Source organism: Epilithonimonas hungarica (genome assembly GCF_900102265.1).
GTDB classification, from domain to species: Bacteria; Bacteroidota; Bacteroidia; order Flavobacteriales; family Weeksellaceae; genus Epilithonimonas; species Epilithonimonas hungarica.
On sequence record NZ_FNBH01000002.1, the window covers coordinates 154,982 to 179,363 of the forward strand.

Consider the following 24,382-nt stretch of genomic DNA (forward strand, 5'->3'; position numbering starts at 1 on the left):
AGAATATATAATTCTATTTCGAGGACAAAATATATTGCGCCATAAATTTCGCATTTTCTTTACTGAATCCGTGAGCCGGCATCGGAACATCGCCCCAAACGCCAGAACTTCCTTTGAGGATTTTTTCTGCCAGCATTTCTACATTTTCTGGTGTATTCTCATATTTTTCCGCCACTTCCTTGTAAGACGGGCCAATCATTTTCTCATCTAACTTGTGACAACCAAGACAATCAGAACCTTCTATCAAAGATTTCCCTTCTGCGATTGGGTCGGTTACAACTTTTGGTGCAGCTTCTGGCTCAGTTGCAATTACATCTTTATTACCGGAACTTTCATTTTTGGAACAGGAAAATATCATTACCAAAACGACTGTTAGAAATACTCTTTTCATATCGATTATTATATCACAAATTTATTAAATAAGGAATTAAGACTGATTTTAAATTAGTCCGAACAGGAATTATTATCTTTGCAGAATGGTAAAAATTGGCAACATAGAACTTCCAGATTTCCCGCTTTTGTTGGCACCAATGGAAGATGTAAGTGACCCACCGTTCAGAAAATTATGTAAAATGCACGGCGCAGACCTGATGTATTCGGAGTTTATCTCTTCGGAAGGATTGATTCGTGACGCGATCAAGAGTCGTAAAAAATTGGATATTTTCGATTACGAAAGACCTGTCGGAATTCAGATTTTTGGCGGTGATGAAGAAGCGATGGCCATGTCAGCAAGAATTGTGGAGACTGTAGAACCAGATTTGGTGGATATCAATTTCGGTTGCCCTGTAAAAAAAGTGGTTTGTAAAGGAGCCGGAGCCGGTGTTTTGAAAGACATCGATTTGATGGTTCGATTAACGAAAGCTGTCGTAAGTTCTACACATTTACCCGTGACTGTAAAAACAAGATTGGGCTGGGACAATGATTCTATTAATATCGATGAAGTTGCAGAAAGATTACAGGATGTTGGAATCAAAGCGTTAACTATCCACGCCAGAACACGTGCTCAAATGTACAAAGGCGAAGCTGATTGGGAACATATTTCCAGAATCAAAAACAATCCGAATATCGAAATCCCAATTTTTGGAAATGGCGACATTGATTCTCCCGAAAAAGCTTTGGAATATAAAAACAAATACAACTGTGACGGCATTATGATTGGCCGTGGTGCGATTGGCTATCCTTGGATATTTAATGAAATCAAACATTTTTTCGAGACCGGAGAAATCTTACCCGAACCAACCATTGCAGAAAGATTGGACGCCGTAAAAAACCACGCACTCTGGTCTGTGGAATGGAAAGGCGAACGTCCGGGAATTGTGGAAATGAGACAGCATTACAGCAATTACTTCCGTGGCATTCCGCATTTTAAAGAATTTAAAACCAAGTTTCTTCAGGCTTTGACACTTGAACAAATTGACGAAATTATTGAAGAGACAAAACATTTTTATGCTGAAAATGTGAATTAAACAAACATTCTTAGTAAAACAAATCAAACCCTTTCTGAGTATTGAACTTTGAAAGGGTTTTTGTCTTAATCAAAATACTTTTATTTAATTTTGTAACGTTTCATTTCATCAGTGAAACTAATCCTAAAGAAAAAATTAAAAATGAAAAAATTATTACTTCTCTCCATATTAATCTCCGGAGTTTCACAAGCCCAGTTTTTCGAGGATGCAAAGCCTACAAAAGCAGACACGCTGAAAGGTTCGAATACGGAATTCAGGAACTTTTGGGATGTCAAGAAATATGATATTGTTCTGGAGCCAGATTTTGAAGCGAAAAGTATCAAAGGAAGTAATAAAATTACTTTTGAAATTGAGAAAGATATTTTGAATCCTGTTTTTCAAATCGATTTGCAAAAACCGATGAAAGCGGACAAAATAGCGGCCAGTTTTCCTATTGTTGATAAAAAAATAGAAGACGATTTTATTTTTATTTCAGCAAAAAAGAAATTCAAGAAAGGCGAAAAATATACGATTGACGTCGATTATTCCGGAAATCCTGTAATTGCAAAACACGCACCTTGGGACGGTGGATGGATTTTCACCAAAGATAAAAATGGCAATCCGTGGATGACGGCTGCTGACGAGGGAATCGGAGCAAGTATTTGGCTGCCTGTAAAAGATATCTGGAGCGACGAACCAGACAACGGGATCACTTTCAAAATCATTACACCGAAAGACCTTATAGGTGTTGGAAACGGAAAATTGATCAAAGAAGAAAATCTTGGTGATAAAAAATCATGGCTTTGGGAAGTGAAAAATCCGATCAATGATTATTCCATCATTCCTTCCATTGGAAAATATGTGAATTTCAAAGATACCTTTAATGGTGAAAAGGGAAAACTGGACCTCGATTATTGGGTTTTGGATTATAATCTTGAAAAAGCTAAAAAACAATTTGAGCAAGTAAAACCAATGATGAAAGCTTTTGAGCATTGGTTTGGACCTTACCCTTTTTATGAGGATTCTTACAAATTGGTAGAGTCTCCGCACCTTGGAATGGAACATCAAAGTAATGTCGCATACGGAAACAAATATCAGAACGGTTATCTCGGCAGAGACCTTTCCGGAACAGGAATTGGCTTGAAATGGGATTACATCATCATCCACGAAACCGGACACGAATGGTTTGCGAACAACATCACGGCAAAAGACCAGGCTGATATGTGGGTTCACGAGAGTTTTACAACTTATTCTGAAACTTTGTTTGTGGATTATGTTTTTGGAAAAGCTGATGGTAATAAATATCTCCAAGGATTAAGAGGAAATATCCAAAATGACAAACCAATCATCGGAACATACGGAATCCGAAATGAAGGTAGTGGCGATATGTATCCAAAAGGAGCGAATATGATTCACACAATCCGACAGGTAATCAATAATGATGAGGAATTCCGCCAAATCCTGAGAGGTCTGAACAAAGATTTCTATCATCAAACGGTAACAACGAAACAAATCGAAGATTATTTCATCCAAAAATCCGGCTTCGATTTACAATCGATTTTTGATCAATATCTGAGAACGGTAAAAATCCCGACTTTGGAATATAAACAAAATGGAAATCAGCTGACTTACAAATGGACGAATGTGGTTCCGAATCTGAAACTTCCAATCCGATTGGCTGATGGACAAGAATTGAAACCAACAGAACAGAATCAGACCACGACTTTGAAATCTGACAAACCGGTTGAGTTCGATAAAAATTATTACATCAACGTAAAGCAGGTTAACTAAGATTTAACTAAATTTATTTCATTAAAACCATTTCAAATCTATCTTTGAAATGGTTTTATATTTAACATAATTTCAAAAACATATTATGAGAAACAAATTCATCCTTTGGGGAATCGTTGTATTAATCGTGACCTGGACAACAGCACTGCTGATAAAGGCTCATTATTGGATTCCGATTTTGCTGACATTCCTCTATCTTTTGGGAATTTACAATACATATCAAACCAAACACGCCATTCTCAGAAACTTTCCCGTTCTAGGCTATTTCCGTTATATTTTTGAGGAGATTTCTCCCGAGATCCAGCAATATTTCATAGAAAGAGAAACGGACGGAAAACCATTTCCCAGGCATCAGAGATCGGCAGCTTACAGACGTTCGAAAAATGTGAGTGATACTGTACCTTTTGGAACTCAGCTGGAAATCAATCACAGAAAATATGAGGGCATCAAACACTCCATCTACGCAAAACATCCTAAAGAAGAACTCCCAAGGGTGATAATTGGCGGAGAAGCCTGCAAACAACCTTACAATGCTTCGCTTTTCAATATTTCTGCAATGAGTTTCGGAGCTTTGAGCGATCGTGCTCAGATGGCTTTGAACCGAGGTGCGAAAAAAGGAAATTTCTATCACAACACGGGCGAAGGCGGGATCTCGCCGCATCATCTGGAAGGTGGTGATCTTTGCTGGCAGATCGGAACCGGATATTTTGGTTGCAGAAATGAAGAAGGAAATTTCGATGCAGAATTATTTAAGAAATATGCAACTTTGGATAATGTGAAAATGATTGAAATTAAATTATCCCAAGGTGCAAAACCGGGTCACGGCGGTGTTTTACCAGCGGTGAAAAATACACCTGAAATTGCCGCAATCCGTCACGTAAAACCTGGCGTCACGATTCTTTCTCCGCCATCACACAGCGCTTTTTCTAATGCTGAAGGTTTATTGAAATTTGTACAACAGCTTAGAGATCTGTCCGGCGGAAAACCAATTGGTTTCAAACTTTGTATTGGCGACACCAAAGAGTTTGAAGATATCTGCGAACAAATGAATATCCTGAATATCTATCCTGATTTTATAACAGTAGATGGTGCAGAAGGTGGCACAGGCGCAGCACCACCAGAATTCTCAGATGGTGTAGGAATGCCTCTTGAACCTGCATTGATATTTGTGAACAAAACACTGATCAATTATGAAGTGAGAGATAAATTAAGGATTATTGCCAGCGGAAAAGTTTTGACATCGCTTGATATTTTAAGGGCTGTCGCAATGGGAGCTGATCTTTGTAACAATGCAAGAGGATTTATGTTCTCTTTAGGTTGCATCCAAGCTTTGCGATGTAATACAAACACTTGTCCGACAGGCGTTGCAACTCAGGACAAAATGTTAATCAAAGGTCTTGACACCAATGACAAAACGGAACGTGTCTATCAATTCCATAAAAATACATTGCACACCTGCAATGAACTGATCGCTGCTGCAGGACGAGAATCTTACGACCAAGTTGATGCGTCTATGTTTATGCGAGGCGATGAGTTTGAACATCTTTCCGATACTTATTTCCCGGATATTTTGGAGAATGTGAGAAAACGATAATTTGTTTTAGCAATTTCCCACTGAAATTGATCTAAAATCAAAAACCAGCAATTAATTGCTGGTTTTGATATTTATTAAAGAAATTACTCCCACTCAATCGTTGCTGGTGGTTTTGAACTGATGTCATAAGCCACTCTATTGATCCCTCGCACTTCATTGATGATCCTGCCGGAAACGGTGTCCAAAAACTCATAAGGCAATCTACTCCATGTTGCGGTCATAAAATCGATCGTGTTGGCAGAACGGACTACGGCTGTATATTCATAAGTTCTTTCGTCTCCCATCACGCCTACAGATTTCACAGGAAGAAGAACCACGAATGCCTGAGAAACTTTCTCATACAAATCATTTTTATATAATTCCTCGATGAAGATATCATCAGCTTCCTGCAAAATTTTCACTTTTTCTGTGTCCACTTCTCCCAAAACTCTGATTCCTAAACCAGGTCCAGGAAACGGATGTCTGTAAACCAACTCGTGTGGAATGCCTAATTCCTCTCCTACTTTTCTCACCTCATCTTTGAACAATTCTCTCAAAGGCTCCAACAGTTCGAATTTCATTTCTTCCGGAAGTCCGCCCACATTGTGATGTGATTTGATAACAGCAGAAGGCCCTTTTACGGATTGAGATTCGATGACATCTGGATAGATTGTTCCTTGAGCAAGGAATTTTGCACCTTCGATCTTATGAGATTCTTCATCAAAGACATGAACAAACTCATTACCGATGATTTTACGTTTTTCTTCTGGGTCACCAACGCCTGCCAATTTAGAAAGAAATCTTTCGGAAGCTTCTACCAATTTGATATTCATTTTGAAGTGCTTGCCGTAGTTCTCCATTACTTTTTTGCCTTCGTCCTTTCTCAAAAGTCCCGTATCAACAAAAATACAATTCAGTTGGTCACCGATTGCTTTATGGATCAAAACAGCCGCAACAGAAGAATCTACGCCACCGGAAAGCCCAAGGATCACCTTATTATCTCCAACTTTTTCTTTGATCTCAGCAACAGTTTTTTCAATATAATTGGTCAATAACCAATTTTTATCGGCTTTACAAATTTCGAAAACGAAATTTTCCAGCATTTTCCCGCCTTCTTCAGAATGCGAAACTTCCGGATGAAACTGAACGCAATAGATTTTTTTCTCAGGATTGGAAATCGAAGCGATAACGCCGGATTTTGCATTGAGTTCGAAACCTTCCGGCAATTCTGCAACCTCATCAAAATGGCTCATCCAAACGATTGAATTCTGATAAACACCTTTCAATAATTCGTTTTCTTTAATGATTTCCAAGTGTGCTTTTCCATATTCTCCTTTTTCGCCTTTTGCTACTTTTCCGCCCAAAAGGTGTGCGGTTAATTGCATTCCGTAGCAGATTCCTAAAACCGGAATTCCTTGCTCGTAAAGTTCTTTTTCTACCAGATGTGCGTTTTCTGCATTCACAGAACTTGGCCCTCCGGAAAGGATGATCCCTTTTGGTTTTTTAGCTATGATTTCTGATAATGGTGTGTTGAATGGTACTATTTCCGAATAGACTTCCATTTCACGGATTCTTCTTCCAATCAATTGGTTGTACTGTGAACCGAAGTCTAAAATGATAATTCCGTTTTGCATATAATGTTGTAATATTTTTTAAAATTGTGCGTAAATAAATGTTCTTTTGAACGGATAAAAAACCGGCGAGCCAGTAAAGACCTTCCTCAGTTCTTCTTTATAATCCTGTTTGTATTGATCTTTCAGATCGTCCGGAAGCTTTTCTAAGAATGGAATTATTGCAGTTCCTGAAGCCCAATCAAAAATAGCATCTGCATCTTTCATAATGTGCGGATAGACTTTCTCAAAGACGTTGATCTTCTTTCCATCATTGTCGGATAAGATTTTTGCATAATCTTCTATATTAAGAACTGAATATTCTCTTTTCCAGCCATTGAAATGTTTCTGGTAAACTTCGTGTTCTGCAACTAATGATAATAACTGATGTACGATGAAATTATGATTCGATGGAACCTGGATTGCCAATTGTCCTTCGGGATTAATTTTTGAAATCAATTTTGGGAAGAGTTCCTGATGATTCTGACACCATTGCAAAGATGCGTTGGCGATAATCAAATCAAATTTTTCATCCAACTCCATTTGTTCTTCAACGCTTCTTTGGAAAAACTGCAATCTTTTGGTTTCGAATTGTTCTGCCTTCTGAAGCATTTCTGCAGAAGAATCGATTCCGATGATTTGGGAATTTGGGATGAAGTCCAAAAGTCCCGCGGTGAGCTCTCCCGTTCCGCAACCTAAATCGATAACGGACATATTGGATTCTATCTCAACCAATTTGAGCAAATCGAAATAAGGCGCTGAGCGCTCTTGTTTGAACTGGTCATATATCTCTGGATTCCAAGGCATCTTAATAGTTATGAATTATAAGTTATGAATTATGAATTGAACACTTCGACAGGCTCAATGTGACAAATCTAAGACTGAATTTTTTATTACAGTGAATTGCAAACTAGCCCCGATTGCAACGGCATCCTTTTTTGTTTTTTTTTGGATTTCTCAATTCATCTGGAATGACAGCTCGTCTAAAAAAACAAAAAAGATATAGTGGAAAGCGGGATCAAGCTCCTAAAAAAAAGAGACATTGGTCGCCCAACATCTCTCGTTATTCTAAAATTTCGCAATATCGTCTCGGAAAAATCCGTAGTCAAAGTCCACAATATTAGCGTCTTCGTAAACTTTCTTGCGAGCTTCCTCAAACGTGTCTCCAAGAGCTACAAGATTCAGAACTCGACCGCCTGTGGAAATCACTCGGCCGCCTCTGTAATCTGCTCCGGCGTAGAGCAATGTACTGTTTTTCACTTTTTCTGCGCCAGTTATCTCGTAGCCCGTCTCATGATTCTGAGGATAACCTCCTGAACAAACCACCAAACAAACTGCTTTTTTATTTTTGAATCTCAATTCCAATTCTTTTCCGTGAAGACAATCCTCGATAACATCTACCAAATTGTTTTCCAAAAGTGGCAAAAGAACCTGAGTTTCCGGATCACCCAATCTCATATTGTACTCCAAAAGATAAGCGCCTTTTTCAGTCACCATCAATCCGAAGAAAATAAATCCTTTGAAGCTAAGACCTTCTGTTTTCAGACCTTGAACGGTTGGATTCATAATATTATTAACGAAATCCTGGAAATGCTCATCTTTGAATTCCGGACTTGGCGCCGCAGAACCCATTCCGCCAGTATTTAAACCTTTATCTCCGTTTCCTACTTTTTTGTAATCTTTTGCGGGGATGAAAGGGAAAATCTTATCTCCGTTGGAAACTGCAATGATCGAAGCTTCGAAACCTTGTAAAAATTCTTCTATAATTACCTGGATCCCAGCATCGCCGAAGATTCTTTTAATCATAAAATCGTGAATCGTTCCTTCTGCTTCTTCCAGATCTTCTGCAATTACAACACCTTTTCCACCAGCTAATCCACTCGCTTTGATAACAACAGGGAATTTCTGATTCTGAAGGTATTCTTTAGCATCTGCATAAGAATCAAATGTTACAGACTCAGCAGTTTTGATTCCGTAAGTTTTCATAAATTTCTTAGAAAACGCTTTGCTTCCTTCCAATGAAGCCGCTTTTTTTGCAGGACCAAAAACCTTAAGGTCAACTTTTTTGAACTCATCCACGATTCCTTCCACAAGAGGTGCTTCCGGACCAACAATAGTCAAATCCACCTTATTCTTGATGGCAAAATCTCTAAGTAAGATGATATCCGTCTCGTTGATGTTTTCTCCTAATTTTTCGGTAGTGGCGTTTCCCGGCGCGAAAAACATCTTTGTAATTCTACTGTCCTCGCTAAGCTTGGTTGCTAAAGCCGAAGCACGACCACCGTTTCCTACAATAAGTAATCTCATTATGTTTTCAGTTTAACTTTTTAAAGTGCCAAATTTAAGTTTTTTTGAGGACAAATCTTATACCGCTCCTGATGTATTTTTCTTAAAAATTTATTAAAAGATTAATATTACGGCAACTGCATTGGAACTTCCATCAATAAAATTTCGGAATTTTCTTCAGCTTCCAAAACGAAACTTTCTATATCCCAAATCCCGAAACCGTCTCTGTCATTAAGAATCTGGTCACCGATCTTCGCTTTTCCTTTGATGACGAAAGCATAGACTCCGTTTCCTGATTTGTGAATTTTATATTCCTTAGAAAAACCCTTATCAAATTTCGCCAAGTTGAACCAAGCATCCTGATGAATCCACACGCCAGCATCATCCTGATTTGGGGAAAGAATCTGCTGGAAATCATTTTGAACTGAGTTTTCTTCTATGCTGATCTGGTCATATCTTGGAGTAACATCAGTTTTGTTTGGGATGATCCAGATCTGTAGAAATTTCACTGGTTGCTCGGTCGCATTTTCCTCGCTATGCATAATTCCTGTTCCGGCTGACATTACCTGGATATCACCTTTTTTGATAATTCCGGAATTCCCCATATTATCGCCGTGACGCAAATCGCCTTCCAACGGAATAGAAATAATCTCCATATCGCGGTGCGGATGTCTCCCGAATCCCATTCCGCCTTCTACGAAATCGTCATTCAAAACTCTGAGAACGCCGAAATGTGTTCTTTCCGGATTGTGATAATTAGCAAAACTAAAAGAATGATGACTTTTCAACCAACCGTGGTTTGCGTAACCTCTGCTGTCGGATTTGTGATATACTGTTTTCATTTTTAAATTGATTTTATTATTAACACAAATTTCCAGCTTCTAAAATCCTTATGCATTGATGTACGGTAAGAACGAAAAACCTCGACAATTGCCGGAGTTTTATTTATTTGAATTGATAATTAAACCAACATATTAAGAACATCAGGATTATCATTAAGGTAAGATTCAAAATAGCCAAGTTGTTGCATTCTTTGTTTCAGACCATTAAAATCGGAAGGATTAGAAAGTTCGATTCCGACGATTGCCAAAGCCGTTTCTCGTGAGTTTTTCTTGGTATATTCGAAATGAGTGATATCGTCGTTTTCTCCTAAAACATTCAGAACGAAATCTTTCAGAGAACCTGGACGCTGCGGAAATTTCACCATAAAATAATGCTTCAAACCATTGTAAAGCAAAGCCCGTTCTTTGATTTCCTCCATTCTCGTAATGTCGTTGTTACTGCCGCTGACGATGCAAACTACATTTTTGGCTTTGATTTGATCTCGATACTGCTCTAAAGCTGAGATAGAAAGCGCTCCTGCCGGTTCCAAAACGATTGCATCTTTGTTATATAATTGTAGAATCGTTTCACAAATCTTACCTTCATCCACAGAAATACAATCTTCCAGCGCGTTTTTACAAATCTCAAAAGTCAAATCTCCCACTCTTTTTACAGCCGCACCATCCACAAAACCATCGACTTCTGAAAGTTCTGTATTAAGATTATTATCGATGGAAGTTCTCATAGAAGATGCTCCTTTTGGTTCAACTCCAATCAATTTTGTCTCTTGTGATAATTTGCCAAAAACCGTTGCAATTCCGGATGCCAAACCACCGCCGCCAATCGGAATAAACACAAAATCGATTGCTTCTTTTTGTTGTTCTAAAATTTCCAAAGCCAAAGTTGCCTGACCTTCTATAATCTGAACATCGTCAAATGGATGGATAAACTCAGCTCCCGAAGTTTTTGCAAATTCCAAAGCCGCATTTTTCGACGCATCGAAAGTATCGCCGGCCAATCGTATTTCAACGAAATTTCCGCCAAACATTTCGACTTGTTCCAGCTTTTGTTTCGGAGTCGTCACAGGCATAAAAATCGTTCCTTTGATTTGAAGTTGCTTGCAGGAAAAAGCCACACCTTGCGCATGATTTCCCGCGCTGGCACAAACTATCCCTTGAGAAACTTTGCCTTCGTTAAAAAGAGTTTTAATTTTATTGTAAGCACCTCGCAATTTATACGACCTCACAGGTTGCAGGTCTTCTCTTTTGAGAAAAATATTTGCTCCAAATTTATCTGACAAGCGAGAATTGTATTGCAAAGGCGTGTAATTAACCACATTTTCTATACTTTTTCGGGCTTCTTTTACCGCTTCCAAGGTTGGAAATATAAGCGTTGCGTTCATCTTCATTTATATTACAGATTCTTTGTTATTTATTTTAAACTTAATTGTTTTAATAATTTTTATAATTCTCGCAGATTTTGCTGATTGGGCAGATTTAGAATTGTAAATCAGCTAAATTTGCTAAATCTGCGAGAGTAAATTATCCTTCAATACTTTATTAATTCTACCCGACTATTAATTTTCACTTTTCCGTTTTCCAGAACAAGTTTGTGATTGAGTTTTTTTGGTAATTGAGATTCAAAATGCCCAACGTAAATCAATGATTGTCCCTGACCTGCCAAATCATCAATTACCCGATTAAAATATTGTGCCTGCTCGTTGTCCATTCCCTGACAAGGCTCGTCCAGAATCAGGAGTTTTGGTTTTTTAATCAATGTTCTTGCGAGTAAAGCCAAACGTTGTTTCCCAAGCGGTAAAGTATTTAACTTCTTATTTTTATCATCTTTTAAATCGAAGAAATACAGCATCTGCTCCAATTGTTGTTGCTGACTAAAACTCAGTTTCTGATACAAACTCATCGAATCAAAAAATCCAGAAGCTATGGTTTGTCCGACATTGGCATTCATATCAAAATACCAGTGTAATTCGGGCGAAATCATTCCGATTTTTTCTTTGATGTCCCAGATACTTTCACCGCTTCCCCGCTTTTGCCCGAAAAGATAAATTTCATTGGCATAAGCTTGTGGATGGTCGCCATTCAACAAACTCAACAAGGTTGATTTCCCAGAACCATTGTGACCCTCCAACAACCATTGTTCGCCGGAATTCACTTCCCAATCGATGTTTTTCAGGACCTGTTTTTCGCCGTAGGAAATATTGATATTTTCTAATTTGATTAAGTTTTCTCTCTGATTTTCATTATTTTTTTGAAGGAAAAAAGGAAGTGATTTTGATGTTCTTTCTTCGCCTTTGGAAAAGTCTTTTGGTGAATTTCTATGAACTAATTTTCCATTTTCTATCTCAACAAAATATTGAACATTTTCAGGATGTTCGTCGTCATTATTAATGAAAATCAGTGTGACATTTTCTTTGATTAAATCATCAAAAGCCTGATTCAAAAACTGTCTCGATTTGGTATCCAATCCTGTGTAAGGCTGGTCGATAATCAGAACCTGAGGTTTTAGCCAGAGTGCTTTCAGTAATTGTAATTTCTTGTGTTCGCCGCTTGACAATTCTATCAATTGCTGATTTTTAAAATTTTCAAATCCAAACGGTTCTAAATAGGATTCTAATATTCTGAAATCCAGATTTTTTTCTTTCCCGAAATGATTAAGCTCTGCAAAAACAGTTAGGGTATCATTTTTAGCAAATTGATTATATCGCTGTTGATAATAAAAATTGCGGTCGCCTTCCAGATTAGTGAACTGAAACCAATTGGAAACGTAAAGAATTTTCCTCTTCAAGTTTAAATTTTCATTAAAATTGACCTCAAATTTTCCTTCAAAATTTTTGATTTCTCCGGAAATGATTTTGGCCAAGGTTGTTTTCCCGCTTCCGCTTAATCCGCCCAACATCCAACATTCTCCGGAAGATATTTCCCAGTTGAAATTGTTCAGTATGGGTTTGTCATACTGGAAATTCAGGTTTGAAATGTGGATGATTGGGATTGACATTATTTTATTTTTAAACGCAAAGGGCGCAAAGTTTTTATAATCTTATTGAAAATATTTTAAGGCCCGCAAAGGTGCTTCGCTCAACAAAGAACACAAACCAAATAACAGTTAGTTTGTCATTCTGTAGGAATCTAAACAATTTACGTTAAATTCATTGCTGAGATTCCTACAGAATGACAAATATGATGTTAAATTTTAATTTTTATGACAAATCCCATAGCCCCGATTGCAGCGGCATCCTTTTGTGATGAGGAACGAAGAGCAAAAGATATAGCGGAAAGCGGGATTAGCTCCTAATTTTAAACAGTTTTGATAGACTTCATCGCCGTCATCGCCTGACGCAGTTTTCTACCGACAATTTCTACCGGATGATTTCTCAAAATATCGTTCACATAAACCAATTGTGCGTTGTCAACCGAAGTTTTTTTGCCCACGTTGAAGTCTTTTCCAACCAAATCCGTATCCACCGACTTCATAAAATCTGCCAACAAAGGTTTGCAAGCCTGGTCGAACAGGTAACAGCCGTATTCTGCAGTATCGGAAATCACACGATTCATCTCGAACAATTTTTTCCTTGCGATGGTATTGGCAATCAAAGGGGTTTCGTGAAGCGATTCGTAATAAGCGGATTCCGGCTTGATTCCGGCTTCAACCATCGTTTCAAACGCTAATTCAACACCCGCTCTGATGAAGGCCGACATCAAAAGATAATTGTCAAAATATTCCTGCTCCTCGATTTTCACATCGCCTGCCGGTGTTTTTTCAAAAGCTGTTTCTCCTGTTTCTGCACGCCATTTCAAAAGGTTGGCATCGCCGTTTGCCCAGTCTTCCATCATTGTTTTGGAAAATTCGCCGGAGATGATATCGTCCTGGTGCTTTTGGAAAAGCGGACGCATAATATCTTTCAGTTTTTCTGACAACTCAAAGGCTTTTAGTTTCGCAGGGTTAGAAAGTCTGTCCAGCATTCCGCTTACACCACCGTGTTTCAAGGCTTCTGTAATGACCTCAACACCGTATTGAACCAATTTGGAAGCGTAACCTGCATCAATTCCTTTTTCGACCATTTTGTCAAACGAAAGAATAGAACCTGTCTGCAAAAGTCCGCACAAAATCGTCTGTTCTCCCATCAAATCGGACTTCACTTCTGCCACGAAAGAGGATTTCAAAACACCGGCTTTGTGACCGCCTGTTCCTACACAATATGCTTTTGCTTCTGCCCAGCCTTTTCCCTGAGGGTCATTTTCAGGATGAACGGCAATCAGCGTCGGAACACCGAAACCTCGCAGATATTCGGCACGAACTTCGGAACCCGGACATTTTGGAGCGACCATAATCACCGTTAAATCTTTACGAATCTGCATCCCTTCTTCCACGATATTGAACCCGTGTGAATAGGACAAAGTCGCACCCTGTTTCATCAAAGGCTGAACCGCATTGATTACCGAAGTGTGTTGCTTGTCAGGCGTTAAATTGATGACCAAATCCGCAGAGGGAATCAGTTCTTCGTAAGTTCCGACTTTGAAATTATTTTCGGTTGCGTTTTTCCACGAATCTCTCTTTTGGTCGATAGCTTCCTGACGCAATGCGTAAGAAACGTCCAGTCCGCTGTCTCTGAGATTCAGACCTTGATTCAGCCCCTGAGCGCCGCAACCAACCACTACGATTTTCTTTCCTTTCAATGCAGAAACGCCATCAGAAAACTCTGAACTGTCCATAAATTCCGCCTGTCCTAACTGATGCAACTGGTCTCTGAGTGATAAGGTATTGAAATAATTTGCCATATTTTTAAGTAAAAAGTAAAAAGTATGATGTATTAAGTAATGAGTATTACCGCAACTACTTTTTCGGATTAATATTTTTTTTGAATTTTAAATTTCTCTTTGAAATTACATTGTGAAAACGTCATCTCGTTTGTCCAGGAATTCGTTTTCTACGATTTCGGCGGAAGGTTCTCTTTTTTCAAATTCGAGGACTTTGTCGTGGATTCCTCTGCTGTTTTTGATGATGGCGATTCTTGCGCCTCGTACAAATTCTATGAGACCGTATTTATTTAATTCTTCGGTTAAGCGGTCGATTTCTTCACGATGACCTGCCGTTTCAAAAACGATATAATCTTGTCGAATTACAACCGTAGAAGCGCCATATTGACGAAGCAATCTTTCGACGTAAACCTTTTCTGTCACAACACTTGCTGGAACTTTGTAAAGCGCCTGTTCTTGCCAGACAATTTCGTCATCTGTGTTGAAATAGGCTTTCATAATGTCAATCTGCTTCTCGAGTTGTCGGCAAAGTTTTCTTACGACCTCATCATTTTCATTAATGACAATCGTGAATCTGTGGATACCATCCACCTCAGAAGGTAACGTGTTCAAACTTTCAATATTGATTTTTCTTCGTGAGAAAATTCCTGATATTCTTCCGATTAATCCTACAGAATTCTCGGTGTATAGTGTGATGGTAAATTCTTGTTTTTCCATTTCCTTTTTATTTAAGTCTGATTTCTGAAACCGAAGTTCCTTGTGCTACCATTGGAAAAACGTTGTTTTCTTTTCCAACCATTACTTCCAGAAGATAGGCGCCGTCATGGTTCAACATTGTTTCCAAAGCAGATTTCAGATTTTCTCTCTCAGAAATTCTTTGTCCATCGATGTAATAAGCTTTCGCCACTGCAACGAAATCCGGACTTGTAATATTCACGAAAGAATAACGTCTATCATTGAATAATTGCTGCCACTGCCTTACCATTCCCAGAAATTCATTATTGAGAATCATGATTTTGACTCTAGCTCCGAATTGCATAATGGTTCCCAATTCCTGCAACGTCATTTGAAATCCGCCGTCTCCGATAATTGCGACAACTGTTTTTTCAGGTGCCCCATACCAAGCCCCAATCGCCGCCGGCAAACCAAATCCCATTGTTCCCAATCCACCAGATGTTACGCTGGATTTTGAATTATTGAATTTCGCATATCGGCAAGTGACCATTTGGTGTTGACCAACGTCTGTTGCGATGATTGCGTCTCCATTAGTCAAATCATTCAGAACTTTGATAACCTCTCCCATAGTCAAAACTTCAGATGTGGGATTGAGTTCTTCCTGAATGACTTCTTTGATTTCTTCTTTTTCCAATTCTCGAAATTCATTTAACCAAGCTGAATGGTCATTTTCGTTAAGAAGCGCAGTTAACATTGGTAAAATCTTTTTGCAATTTCCCCAAACCGGAACTGTGGTTTTCACATTCTTATCGATTTCGGCTGGGTCAATATCAAGATGAATAATTTTTGCTTGTTTTGCATATTTGTCCAAACGTCCAGTCACCCTGTCATCGAAACGCATTCCGACTGCAATCAGAACATCACATTCGTTGGTCATTACGTTTGGTGCGTAATTGCCGTGCATTCCCAACATTCCGACGTGTAAAGGATGGTTGGTTTCCAAAGCACTCAATCCCATTACAGTCGCTGCTGCGGGAAGATTTGCCTTTTCAATAAACGCTTTGAATTCCCTCTCTGCTTTTCCCAAAATCACCCCTTGTCCAAACAGAACAAATGGTTTTTTTGCCTGATTAATCAATTCTGCGGCCTGTTCGATATACTCATTTCTGATTTCCGGCTCCGGGCGGTAGCTTCTGATGTGGTTGCATTTTTTGTAACCCAAATATTCAAATAATTGCATTTGAGCATTTTTGGTAATATCAATCAAAACCGGTCCTGGGCGACCTGTGCTTGCGATGTGAAATGCTTTGGCAATCGCTTCCGGAATTTCCGTAGCATCAGTCACCTGATAATTCCATTTTGTGACTGGCGTTGTGATGTTGATGACGTCCGTTTCCTGAAAAGCATCGGTTCCCAAAAGTGAGGCGAAAACCTGACCCGTGATACAGACAATGGGATTGCTATCTATCATTGCATCTGCCAAACCTGTTACCAAATTCGTAGCACCTGGACCACTTGTTGCAAACACAACACCCGTTTTTCCCGAAGTTCTCGCAAATCCCTGAGCCGCGTGAATTGCGCCTTGCTCGTGGCGAACCAAAATATGTTTCAGTTTGTCGGAATAGTCGTACAGAGCATCATAGATTGGCATAATGGCGCCACCAGGATAACCGAAAACAGTATGTACATTTTCCTGCAACAACGCTTCTAAAACAGCTTTTGAACCGGAAATTTCTACCGGTTTGGGCTGTTCGGTTTCTGCTTTTTTTATTTGTGAAATGGTATTATTCATTTTTAATATTTTTTCCTTAGAAAGTTGAACCCTTCGGGTTCTGATTTGTTTGGGTTTATATCTATTCCATAGGTTTCACCTACGGCTATTAATGTTGAATCCTGCGGATTCTAGTTAAAAAATATTTCTTTTTTGAAAATTTATAAATCTGTGACGCAACCTTGTGATGCATCGGCTACAGACTTGGCGTATTTGTACAGCACGCCACGTTTCACTTTGTATTCCGGTTGTTGGAACTCGGCTTTTCTGTTGGCAATTTCTTCGTCTGACAAAAGAGCATTGATGGTATTTTTCTCTGCATCCAGTTCTATCACATCGCCATCTTTTATTAAGCCAATCAATCCTCCGGAAAATGCTTCAGGTGTAATATGACCAACTACAAAACCGTGCGTTCCTCCGGAAAATCTGCCGTCTGTAATCAATGCTACATTTTTTCCTAAACCCGAACCCATCAAAGCGGAAGTTGGTTTCAGCATTTCCGGCATTCCGGGTGCACCTTTTGGTCCTTCGTTTTTGATAACGACTACGTTTCCTTCTTTGATTTTTTTGTCTTCGATGCCTTTGATGAATTCTTTTTCGCCGTCAAAAACGATGGCTGTTCCTTTGAAATATGCGCCTTCTTTACCCGTAATTTTTGCAACTGAACCTTTCTCGGCAAGATTTCCGTACAGAATTCTGATATGTCCTGTCGCTTTGATTGGGTCTTTGATATCGTGAATAATATTTTGGTCTCTTTCAATAATTGATGTTACGTGTTCGAGATTTTCGGCAATCGTTTTTCCTGTTACCGTCAAGCAATCGCCGTGAAGCAGTCCTAAATCCAAAAGATATTTCATCACCGCCGGAATGCCACCAACATTGTGAAGGTCTTCCATCAAGTATTTTCCACTTGGCTTAAGGTCAGCTAAAAATGGCGTTTCATCACTGATTTTTCGGAAATCATCTAAAGTCAAATCGTATCCGATAGATTTTGCAATGGCGATAAAATGCAGAACGGCATTGGTGCTTCCACCCAAAATCATAATCAACCTTAAAGCATTTTCGAACGCTTTAGGTGTCATTATGTCGGATGGTTTGATATCTTTCTCCAAAAGGATTTTAACATAATGTCCAGCGAACCGACATTCTTCTTTTTTCTCTTTGCTTAAAGCTGGATAAGATGATGAATAAGGCAAACTCATTCCGAGCGCTTCGATTGCTGAAGCCATTGTATTAGCAGTGTACATTCCGCCACACGCACCGGCGCTTGGACAGGAATTTTTTATCACGCCTTTGAAATCTTCGTCAGAAATTTTCCCTGCTATTTTATTTCCCAAAGCTTCGAAAGCAGAAACGATGTTCAAATCCTGACCTTTGTAATGTCCCGGCGCGATACTTCCGCCATAGACCATAATTGAAGGTCTATCCAACCTAGCCATCGCCATCAAAGAACCCGGCATATTTTTGTCGCAACCTGGAACGGTAATCAATCCGTCGTAATATTGACCCGCGCAAACGGCTTCAATAGAATCTGCAATGATGTCGCGGCTTACGAGAGAATATCGCATTCCATCGGTTCCGTTGGTCATTCCGTCACTGATCCCGATAGTGTGGAACATCAATCCAACTAAGTTTTGTTCTTTGACTCCTTTTTTTACAATCTCAGCCAGACCATTAAGGTGCATATTACAAGTATTGCCGTCGTAGCCCATACTTGCGATTCCAATCTGTGCTTTGTCAAAATCTTCTTCTTCAAAACCAATCCCGTAAAACATTGCCTGAGTGGCAGGCTGCGTTGGATCTTTTGTCAGGGTTTTGGAATATTTGTTCAGTTCTACGTTACACATATTGTAAGTTTGATTTCAAGTATGAATAATCTTCTTCTAACACCAAATGACGATAAGCTTGCTGAACTTTCGATGCTAAACTCTCTTCCCAATTCAGTTTGAAAGGAACGTCATCAAGAGAACCTAACGCTACGATTTCGGCGGCTGTCCCACAGAAAAAACCTGCGTCTGCGCCTTTCATTTCTTCCGGTTTGAAGAATTTTTCCTCGTAAGGAATTCCAAGCTGGTCGCAGATTTCGAAAACTGTCGCTCTTGTAATTCCTGGAAGAATACTGCCTTTTGCAGGCGTGAAAAGTTTGCCGTCTTTTTCGAAGAAGATATTGGCACCGGAACTTTCGGCTACATTTCCGTCAGCATCCAGAACCAAAGCTTCATCAAAACCTTTGTCTTTCGCTTCCTGACAAGCTAAAATTGAATTCACATAATGACCGCTTACTTTTGCTTCTACCTTGAAAGCTTTTGGATTCGGACGTTCAAATGATGATGTCATAATTCTCATTTGGTTGGCCATATAACCATTATCCCAATTCCAAACCTCGATGACGAGATAACTTTTTTGTCCTTTTGACAAGGCCATATTTGGAGAACAAATGACCAACGGGCGAATGTATGCGTTTGATAAATTATTAATTTCCAATAATTTGTATGTTGCTTCCACCATTTCTTCAGTAGAATAATCGAAAGGCATCATCATTGTTTGGGCAGACCTTCTCAGTCTGTTGTAATGTTCCTCTGCTTTGAAAATCTTGGTTCCGTTCGCGGTTTTGTAAGATTTAATCCCTTCGAAAACAGCATATCCGTAGTGTAACGATTGACCATACAAGTCGGTCTTGGCTTCTTTTGCTTTTACATATTCCCCATCAAAAAAGAGAACACTGTCGTCATTGAAATACATTTTGTATTGATTTTATATTTGTTTGTTAGATTTAGGAAAATAAAAAACCATCCTCGTGGTGAGAATGGTCTGTATTATTTCAATTCAATAATTATCACAAGCCATCACTCACCATCGGAATCCGATAATGACAAGAATGACAAGAATAATGATTGTGTTATTCATCTGTTTATTTTCAACGGTACAAATGTATGAACTAATTCCAATAAACATTGTTTTTTTCATAAAAATTTCTTTTCAATAATATTAAAAACACATAAAATATACATATTTTTACGATATTCATTAAAACAGAAATCAGGGATAAGGTATTGATTTTCAAGTTGTGAAAGCTGAAAAAATTACGATGCCTAAAATTTTACTTTGAATCTGCTATTTTGCTTTTGAATTTTAATTTTCGGTCAGATTTTAATCATTAAAACCGAAAAATCCACCGATTGGTGGATCTAATATTTCAGACACACTTCGACAAGCGCAGTGTGACAACTCAATTTATTATTAGAAATGAACCTGCTGGATCTCTTCTTCAATTTCTTTTGGAGTTTCGTCTTCTGATCTAATGAAAACCATCGTTACAACAGCACCGATCAACATACAAACTCCGCCAACAACTACATAATCAATCGCCATTTTTCCAAAAATGTTTGAAACGATTGGTCCGCCGAAAATCCCATTAATGATTTGAGGAATTACAATGAAGAAATTAAAGATTCCCATATAGACACCCATTTTTCTTTGAGGAATTACTTCTATCAACATTGCATAAGGCATCGCTAAAATACTTGCCCAGGCAAATCCTAATCCTATCATAGAAATCCAAAGCAACGACGTATCTTTTATAAAATACATCGATATCAATCCCAAACCTCCTGAGAACAAAGCCAAAGCGTGGGTTTGCTTTTTACCAAGGAATTTAGCAATTGGTGTCAATAGAAAAGCAAATGGAATTGCCCAAAGATTATACATTCCGAATAATTTCCCAGTCAAATCTCCAGCATTGTTAAACGCTTCCGAATGTGTATCGTCCGGCGATAATCCAAAATGATGCGTTGCCAAAGCACTTGTTGTGAAAACCCACATTGTAAATAGTGCAAACCAAGAGAAGAACTGAACAATGCCCAATCTTTTCATCTGAGTTGGAATGTTCGCAAAATCCTTGAATATATCTGAAAATTTGGAAGGTTCTGCAACTTCTTTCCCATCTTCGAAAGCTGCAAATTCTTCCGGAGAATATTCCTTAGTTGTGAAAATCGTGTAAAGAATAGTCAGAATCAAAAATCCTGCACCAACATAAAAAGAGAAAATTACGTTATCCGCTACAAATCCCTCTGGAGCAACATTCGAGATTCCTAATTTGGTCAACCAATCCGGAAGATAAGAACCGATTACAGCTCCGATTCCAATCAAAATTGTCTGAACAGAAAACCCGATTGTTCCCTGATGTTTCGGAAGCATATCTCCAACCAATGCACGGAAAGGTTCCATTGCTACGTTGATAGAAGCATCCATCATCGCTAGAAAAATCACTGCAAGCAATAATACATTAGCAGCGATAAGATTAGTCACAGAAGCAGCGTTGGGAAGTAATACCAATCCAATTGCACAGAGAACCGCACCAATCAGAAAATATGGTTTTCTTCTTCCAAGCGGGCTCCAAGTGTTATCTCCCATATGTCCGATAATCGGCTGAACAATTAATCCTGTAACAGGTGCTACAAGCCAGAACCAGGAAAGTTCGTGGACGTCAGCGCCCAAATTTGCAAGAATACGACTCGCATTCCCGTTTTGTAAACCAAATGCCATTTGGATTCCCAAAAATCCCATACTCATATTGATAATCTGAGCCATTGAGAGATTTGGTTTTATTTTTTTTGTCATTTATTTTTTAAGGTATTTATATATTATTTTAATTTCTGAATCAAAGTATCTTCAATTGGTGCTTTGATTTTTGTCACTTCATTTACAACCTCATTGGGAACCGTTACCGAAAGAACGTATTGTTTCACTTTCCATTTACCACCGATTTTTTCGACAACGCCGGAACCTCTACAGATTTTCATTTGGGTGTCAAGGATTTCATCAAACCAAGCGTAATTTCCGTCTTTGCTGAAATAGATATTTCGTTTTAGAGATTTGAAATTCCAGGTTGATTTCTTATCGAAAAATGGTTTTGCCCAATCTTTGAATTCCTTTTTGTTCCAGACTTCGGTCGCGTCTGTTCCGATGAAAGTAGATTCTTCTGCAAAGCAATCAAAATATTTATCAAAATCTGCATCAGCTGCAAACGTATTGAAATCATCTAACAGTTTGTTGATATTCTTTTTCTGAACATTCTCATAAAAGCCTTTTTTCTGAGCCAGAACTGAATTGGAAAATATTAAGAACGATGACAGTAGAAAGAGTGAAATTATTTTCTTCATTTGATTTTATTTTTGAGTTTCTATAATTTTTTTAATTAACACAATCTGACCAAGGTGATAGTAGCTATGTTCTATCATACCGTCAAGATTTCTGATGTATGTTCCGTATTTTTCATCAACAAAATCTGCATCGAGTTTTTCATCAGGTAAATTTTCTATCAATTTTGCAAATTCCTCAGAATCTTTCCAAAAACCATCAAGAAAATTGTCCCATTGCTCTTGAGATTCTAGAGGTGGAAAATCAAAACTGAATTTATCTCTTATTTCCAAACCACCACCAAGCAAAACGTTTTTGATTCCTTTGATATAATAATGAATATGCTGTGCAAGAACAGAAATCGTATTGAGATTCTGAAACTTAGCCGTAGCCATTTTATAATCCAAATTTTCCAGCTGGTCTTTGAAATTCGTGTTCGCAATCCAAGTTCCATTCAGGATGACTTCCCTGAAACGATTTGCCAGTTGTAATTGATTTTTCATATCTGAAATATATTAAACTAATGTAAAAATTTGTTCGGAAACTCAATTACATTTTCTTGGTTTGGGAAGTTATTATTTCAATTCTAAAATTAATGAAGATTTTCCAGCGACAGATAAATTCGTTTTCAAATCAAAATCTTTGTCAGAGATAATATCTTTTCCTGTTCTAAAATTCTTTAACCCTTCAGAAAAACGTTTCAAATCCAGATTTTGAGTTTCTTTATTGTTATTGATGACAACCATTACTCTTTTGCTATCCGTATATCGGAAGTAAACGTAAACATTGTTGTTCGGGATGTAATGCAAAGTTTTTCCGGTGTGAACCGCTTCGTTTGTTTTTCTCCAGTTCAGAAGTTTTTTGGTATAATCGAAATATTCGTTTTGAGATGCTGTTCTTCCTGATTTCGTGAATGCGTTATTTGCGTCGCCAGGCCAGCCTCCTGGAAAATCTTTACGGATCTCGCCATCGCCACCGTTGTTTTTATCTCCAGCCATTCCGATTTCGGAACCGTAATACAACTGTGGAATTCCACGAACGGTCAAAATCAAGCTCATTGCCAGTTTGTAATCTTCAACTTTCGGGAAAATCTGATTAAATCTATTCGTATCGTGATTCTCAGCAAAAACCAAAATATTATTGATATTTGGGTAAAGAAAATCATTAGCAAAATTGTCATAAACTCTCTGCATCCCGGAATCCCAACCAGAATCTTCGCGGAAAACCTGCCCCAGAGCATCGTGAAGCGTAAAATCCATCACAGATGGCAGATAAGAATTGTAACCTTCTATCGCTGCAATCTTGGAATCCTTTTGCCAATAAGACATCTGTGCTTGGTCGTGCATCCAGACCTCTCCAACAATATTGAATTTCGGATACTCGTCAGTAATACGCTTTGTCCAATCTGCAATTCCTTTTTTGTCGTTGTAAGAATACGTATCCACACGGAAACCGTCCAAACCAGCATATTCTATCCACCAAATCGCATTCTGGGCCATATAAGTCACAACCATCGGATTACTTTGGTTCATATCCGGCATTGTGGTATCGAACCAGCCGTCCATACAAGCGGCTTCATCCACTTTTGCAGCGTTGGTATCGAATTGCGTTGTCATTCTGTAATTACTTCTTTGGAAACCGTTTTCTCCATTCGGCCAAATATGAATCCAATCTTTCGCAGGTAAATCTTTGATAATCCAACTTTTTGAACCCCAGTGATTGGTCACATAATCCATCACGAGTTTCATTTTTCTTTTGTGAAGTTCGTCAGCCAAATTTTTGTAATCATCATTGGTTCCGTAACGCGGGTCTATCTTGTAATAATCGCTTTGGGCATAACCGTGGTAAGAATAACTTGGTTCGTTATCCTCCAGCAAAGGTGTGTTCCAAAGTGTTGTAACACCTAATTCGCTCAGGTAATCCAGATTTTTTACAATCCCCGCAATGTCTCCACCATGGCGTCCGCCGTTTTTCGTTCTGTCCGATTTTTCGGCTGTATCAGGTGTATTGTCATTCTTTGGGTTTCCGTTGGCAAATCTATCCGGCATTATCAGATACATTACATCCGAAGAAGTGTAAGAATCTCTGTTTGCTGAGTTTTGCTGTCTTTGTTTGAATTCGTAATCAATGGTTTTAACGGTTTTGTTTCCGTTTTTGAAATTCAGTTTTGCTTTCTGTGGCTGAACGCCGTTTGTATCGATTGTTACGAAAAGGTAATTTGGATTTTCGACTTTTTTGATTTCTTTAATCTTGATCCCGTTTGAGAATTCTGGCTGAAGATTTTGGATATCTTTTCCGTAAACCAACAATTGTAGTTCAGGATTTTTCATTCCGCTCCACCAGAATGCCGGCTCTACTTTCTGAACCTGAGAATAGAAAATAGAAGAAAATACTATGGCAGAAATCGTTAATATTTTTTTCATAAGGTTAATTTTTAAGGTCTATTTAAAATTAAGGTTTTTATTTTATTATTGATGGTTTTGAACAAACTTTTA

19 protein-coding genes are annotated in these 24,382 nt (G+C 38.4%); 3 read left to right on the forward strand and 16 right to left on the reverse strand.

Going from position 1 to position 24,382, the window contains the following annotated elements; all coding sequences use genetic code 11:
* Positions 1–13: 13 nt before the first annotated feature.
* A complete protein-coding gene (locus tag BLT30_RS08030; protein ID WP_089873070.1) occupies positions 14–391 on the reverse strand; it encodes a c-type cytochrome in 378 nt (125 codons plus the stop codon).
* A gap of 85 nt (positions 392–476) precedes the next feature.
* Between BLT30_RS08030 and dusB the strand changes: the two genes are divergently transcribed.
* From dusB to BLT30_RS08045, 3 genes are all read left to right on the forward strand, one after another.
* Positions 477–1,466 carry a tRNA dihydrouridine synthase DusB gene (gene dusB / locus BLT30_RS08035; protein ID WP_089873071.1) on the forward strand — a complete coding sequence of 330 codons (990 nt, stop codon included), beginning with the start codon at positions 477–479 and terminating at the stop codon, positions 1,464–1,466.
* A 141-nt stretch (positions 1,467–1,607) separates the two neighbouring features.
* On the forward strand, positions 1,608–3,236 hold the full coding sequence (locus BLT30_RS08040; protein ID WP_089873712.1) for a M1 family metallopeptidase: 1,629 nt from the start codon (positions 1,608–1,610) through the stop codon (positions 3,234–3,236).
* An 85-nt stretch (positions 3,237–3,321) separates the two neighbouring features.
* Positions 3,322–4,830 (forward strand): FMN-binding glutamate synthase family protein, encoded by a 1,509-nt coding sequence (locus BLT30_RS08045; protein WP_089873072.1) that lies wholly within the window; start codon positions 3,322–3,324, stop codon positions 4,828–4,830.
* Positions 4,831–4,913: 83 nt separating this feature from the next.
* On the opposite strand, the gene guaA is transcribed toward BLT30_RS08045, so the two are convergent.
* From guaA to BLT30_RS08120, 15 genes are all read right to left on the reverse strand, one after another.
* Positions 4,914–6,443, reverse strand: coding sequence for a glutamine-hydrolyzing GMP synthase (gene guaA / locus BLT30_RS08050; RefSeq protein ID WP_089873073.1), 1,530 nt, complete (start codon positions 6,441–6,443; stop codon positions 4,914–4,916).
* An 18-nt stretch (positions 6,444–6,461) separates the two neighbouring features.
* Positions 6,462–7,226, reverse strand: coding sequence for a methyltransferase domain-containing protein (locus BLT30_RS08055; protein WP_089873074.1), 765 nt, complete (start codon positions 7,224–7,226; stop codon positions 6,462–6,464).
* A gap of 261 nt (positions 7,227–7,487) precedes the next feature.
* Positions 7,488–8,726, reverse strand: coding sequence for a phosphoribosylamine--glycine ligase (gene purD / locus BLT30_RS08060; RefSeq protein WP_089873075.1), 1,239 nt, complete (start codon positions 8,724–8,726; stop codon positions 7,488–7,490).
* A gap of 107 nt (positions 8,727–8,833) precedes the next feature.
* Complete coding sequence (locus BLT30_RS08065; RefSeq protein ID WP_089873076.1) at positions 8,834–9,547, reverse strand: pirin family protein; 714 nt, start codon at positions 9,545–9,547, stop codon at positions 8,834–8,836.
* A gap of 119 nt (positions 9,548–9,666) precedes the next feature.
* Entirely contained in the window at positions 9,667–10,935 is a 1,269-nt protein-coding gene (gene ilvA / locus BLT30_RS08070) for a threonine ammonia-lyase IlvA (protein ID WP_089873077.1), read from the reverse strand.
* Positions 10,936–11,075: 140 nt separating this feature from the next.
* Entirely contained in the window at positions 11,076–12,542 is a 1,467-nt protein-coding gene (locus BLT30_RS08075; protein WP_175487156.1) for an ATP-binding cassette domain-containing protein, read from the reverse strand.
* Between the two features lie 299 nt (positions 12,543–12,841).
* The gene (gene ilvC / locus BLT30_RS08080) at positions 12,842–14,323 is read right to left on the reverse strand and encodes a ketol-acid reductoisomerase (protein ID WP_089873079.1); all 1,482 of its coding nucleotides are present in this window, start codon (positions 14,321–14,323) and stop codon (positions 12,842–12,844) included.
* A 105-nt stretch (positions 14,324–14,428) separates the two neighbouring features.
* Positions 14,429–15,019: an acetolactate synthase small subunit gene (gene ilvN / locus BLT30_RS08085; protein WP_089873080.1), complete on the reverse strand. Its 591-nt coding sequence runs from the start codon at positions 15,017–15,019 to the stop codon at positions 14,429–14,431.
* 7 nt (positions 15,020–15,026) lie between these two features.
* Positions 15,027–16,769 carry a biosynthetic-type acetolactate synthase large subunit gene (gene ilvB / locus BLT30_RS08090; RefSeq protein WP_089873081.1) on the reverse strand — a complete coding sequence of 581 codons (1,743 nt, stop codon included), beginning with the start codon at positions 16,767–16,769 and terminating at the stop codon, positions 15,027–15,029.
* A gap of 140 nt (positions 16,770–16,909) precedes the next feature.
* Positions 16,910–18,595 carry a dihydroxy-acid dehydratase gene (gene ilvD / locus BLT30_RS08095; protein WP_089873082.1) on the reverse strand — a complete coding sequence of 562 codons (1,686 nt, stop codon included), beginning with the start codon at positions 18,593–18,595 and terminating at the stop codon, positions 16,910–16,912.
* Positions 18,588–19,490 (reverse strand): branched-chain amino acid transaminase, encoded by a 903-nt coding sequence (locus BLT30_RS08100; RefSeq protein ID WP_089873083.1) that lies wholly within the window; start codon positions 19,488–19,490, stop codon positions 18,588–18,590. The genes ilvD and BLT30_RS08100 overlap by 8 nt, the downstream gene beginning before the upstream one ends.
* Positions 19,491–19,988: 498 nt before the next feature.
* A complete protein-coding gene (locus BLT30_RS08105) occupies positions 19,989–21,368 on the reverse strand; it encodes an MFS transporter (RefSeq protein WP_074233321.1) in 1,380 nt (459 codons plus the stop codon).
* A gap of 23 nt (positions 21,369–21,391) precedes the next feature.
* Positions 21,392–21,910, reverse strand: a complete 519-nt coding sequence (locus BLT30_RS08110) for a nuclear transport factor 2 family protein (RefSeq protein ID WP_089873084.1) — start codon at positions 21,908–21,910, stop codon at positions 21,392–21,394.
* Between the two features lie 6 nt (positions 21,911–21,916).
* On the reverse strand, positions 21,917–22,390 hold the full coding sequence (locus BLT30_RS08115; RefSeq protein WP_089873085.1) for a DUF1572 domain-containing protein: 474 nt from the start codon (positions 22,388–22,390) through the stop codon (positions 21,917–21,919).
* Between the two features lie 72 nt (positions 22,391–22,462).
* A complete protein-coding gene (locus tag BLT30_RS08120; RefSeq protein WP_089873086.1) occupies positions 22,463–24,310 on the reverse strand; it encodes a glycoside hydrolase family 13 protein in 1,848 nt (615 codons plus the stop codon).
* Positions 24,311–24,382: the final 72 nt, after the last annotated feature.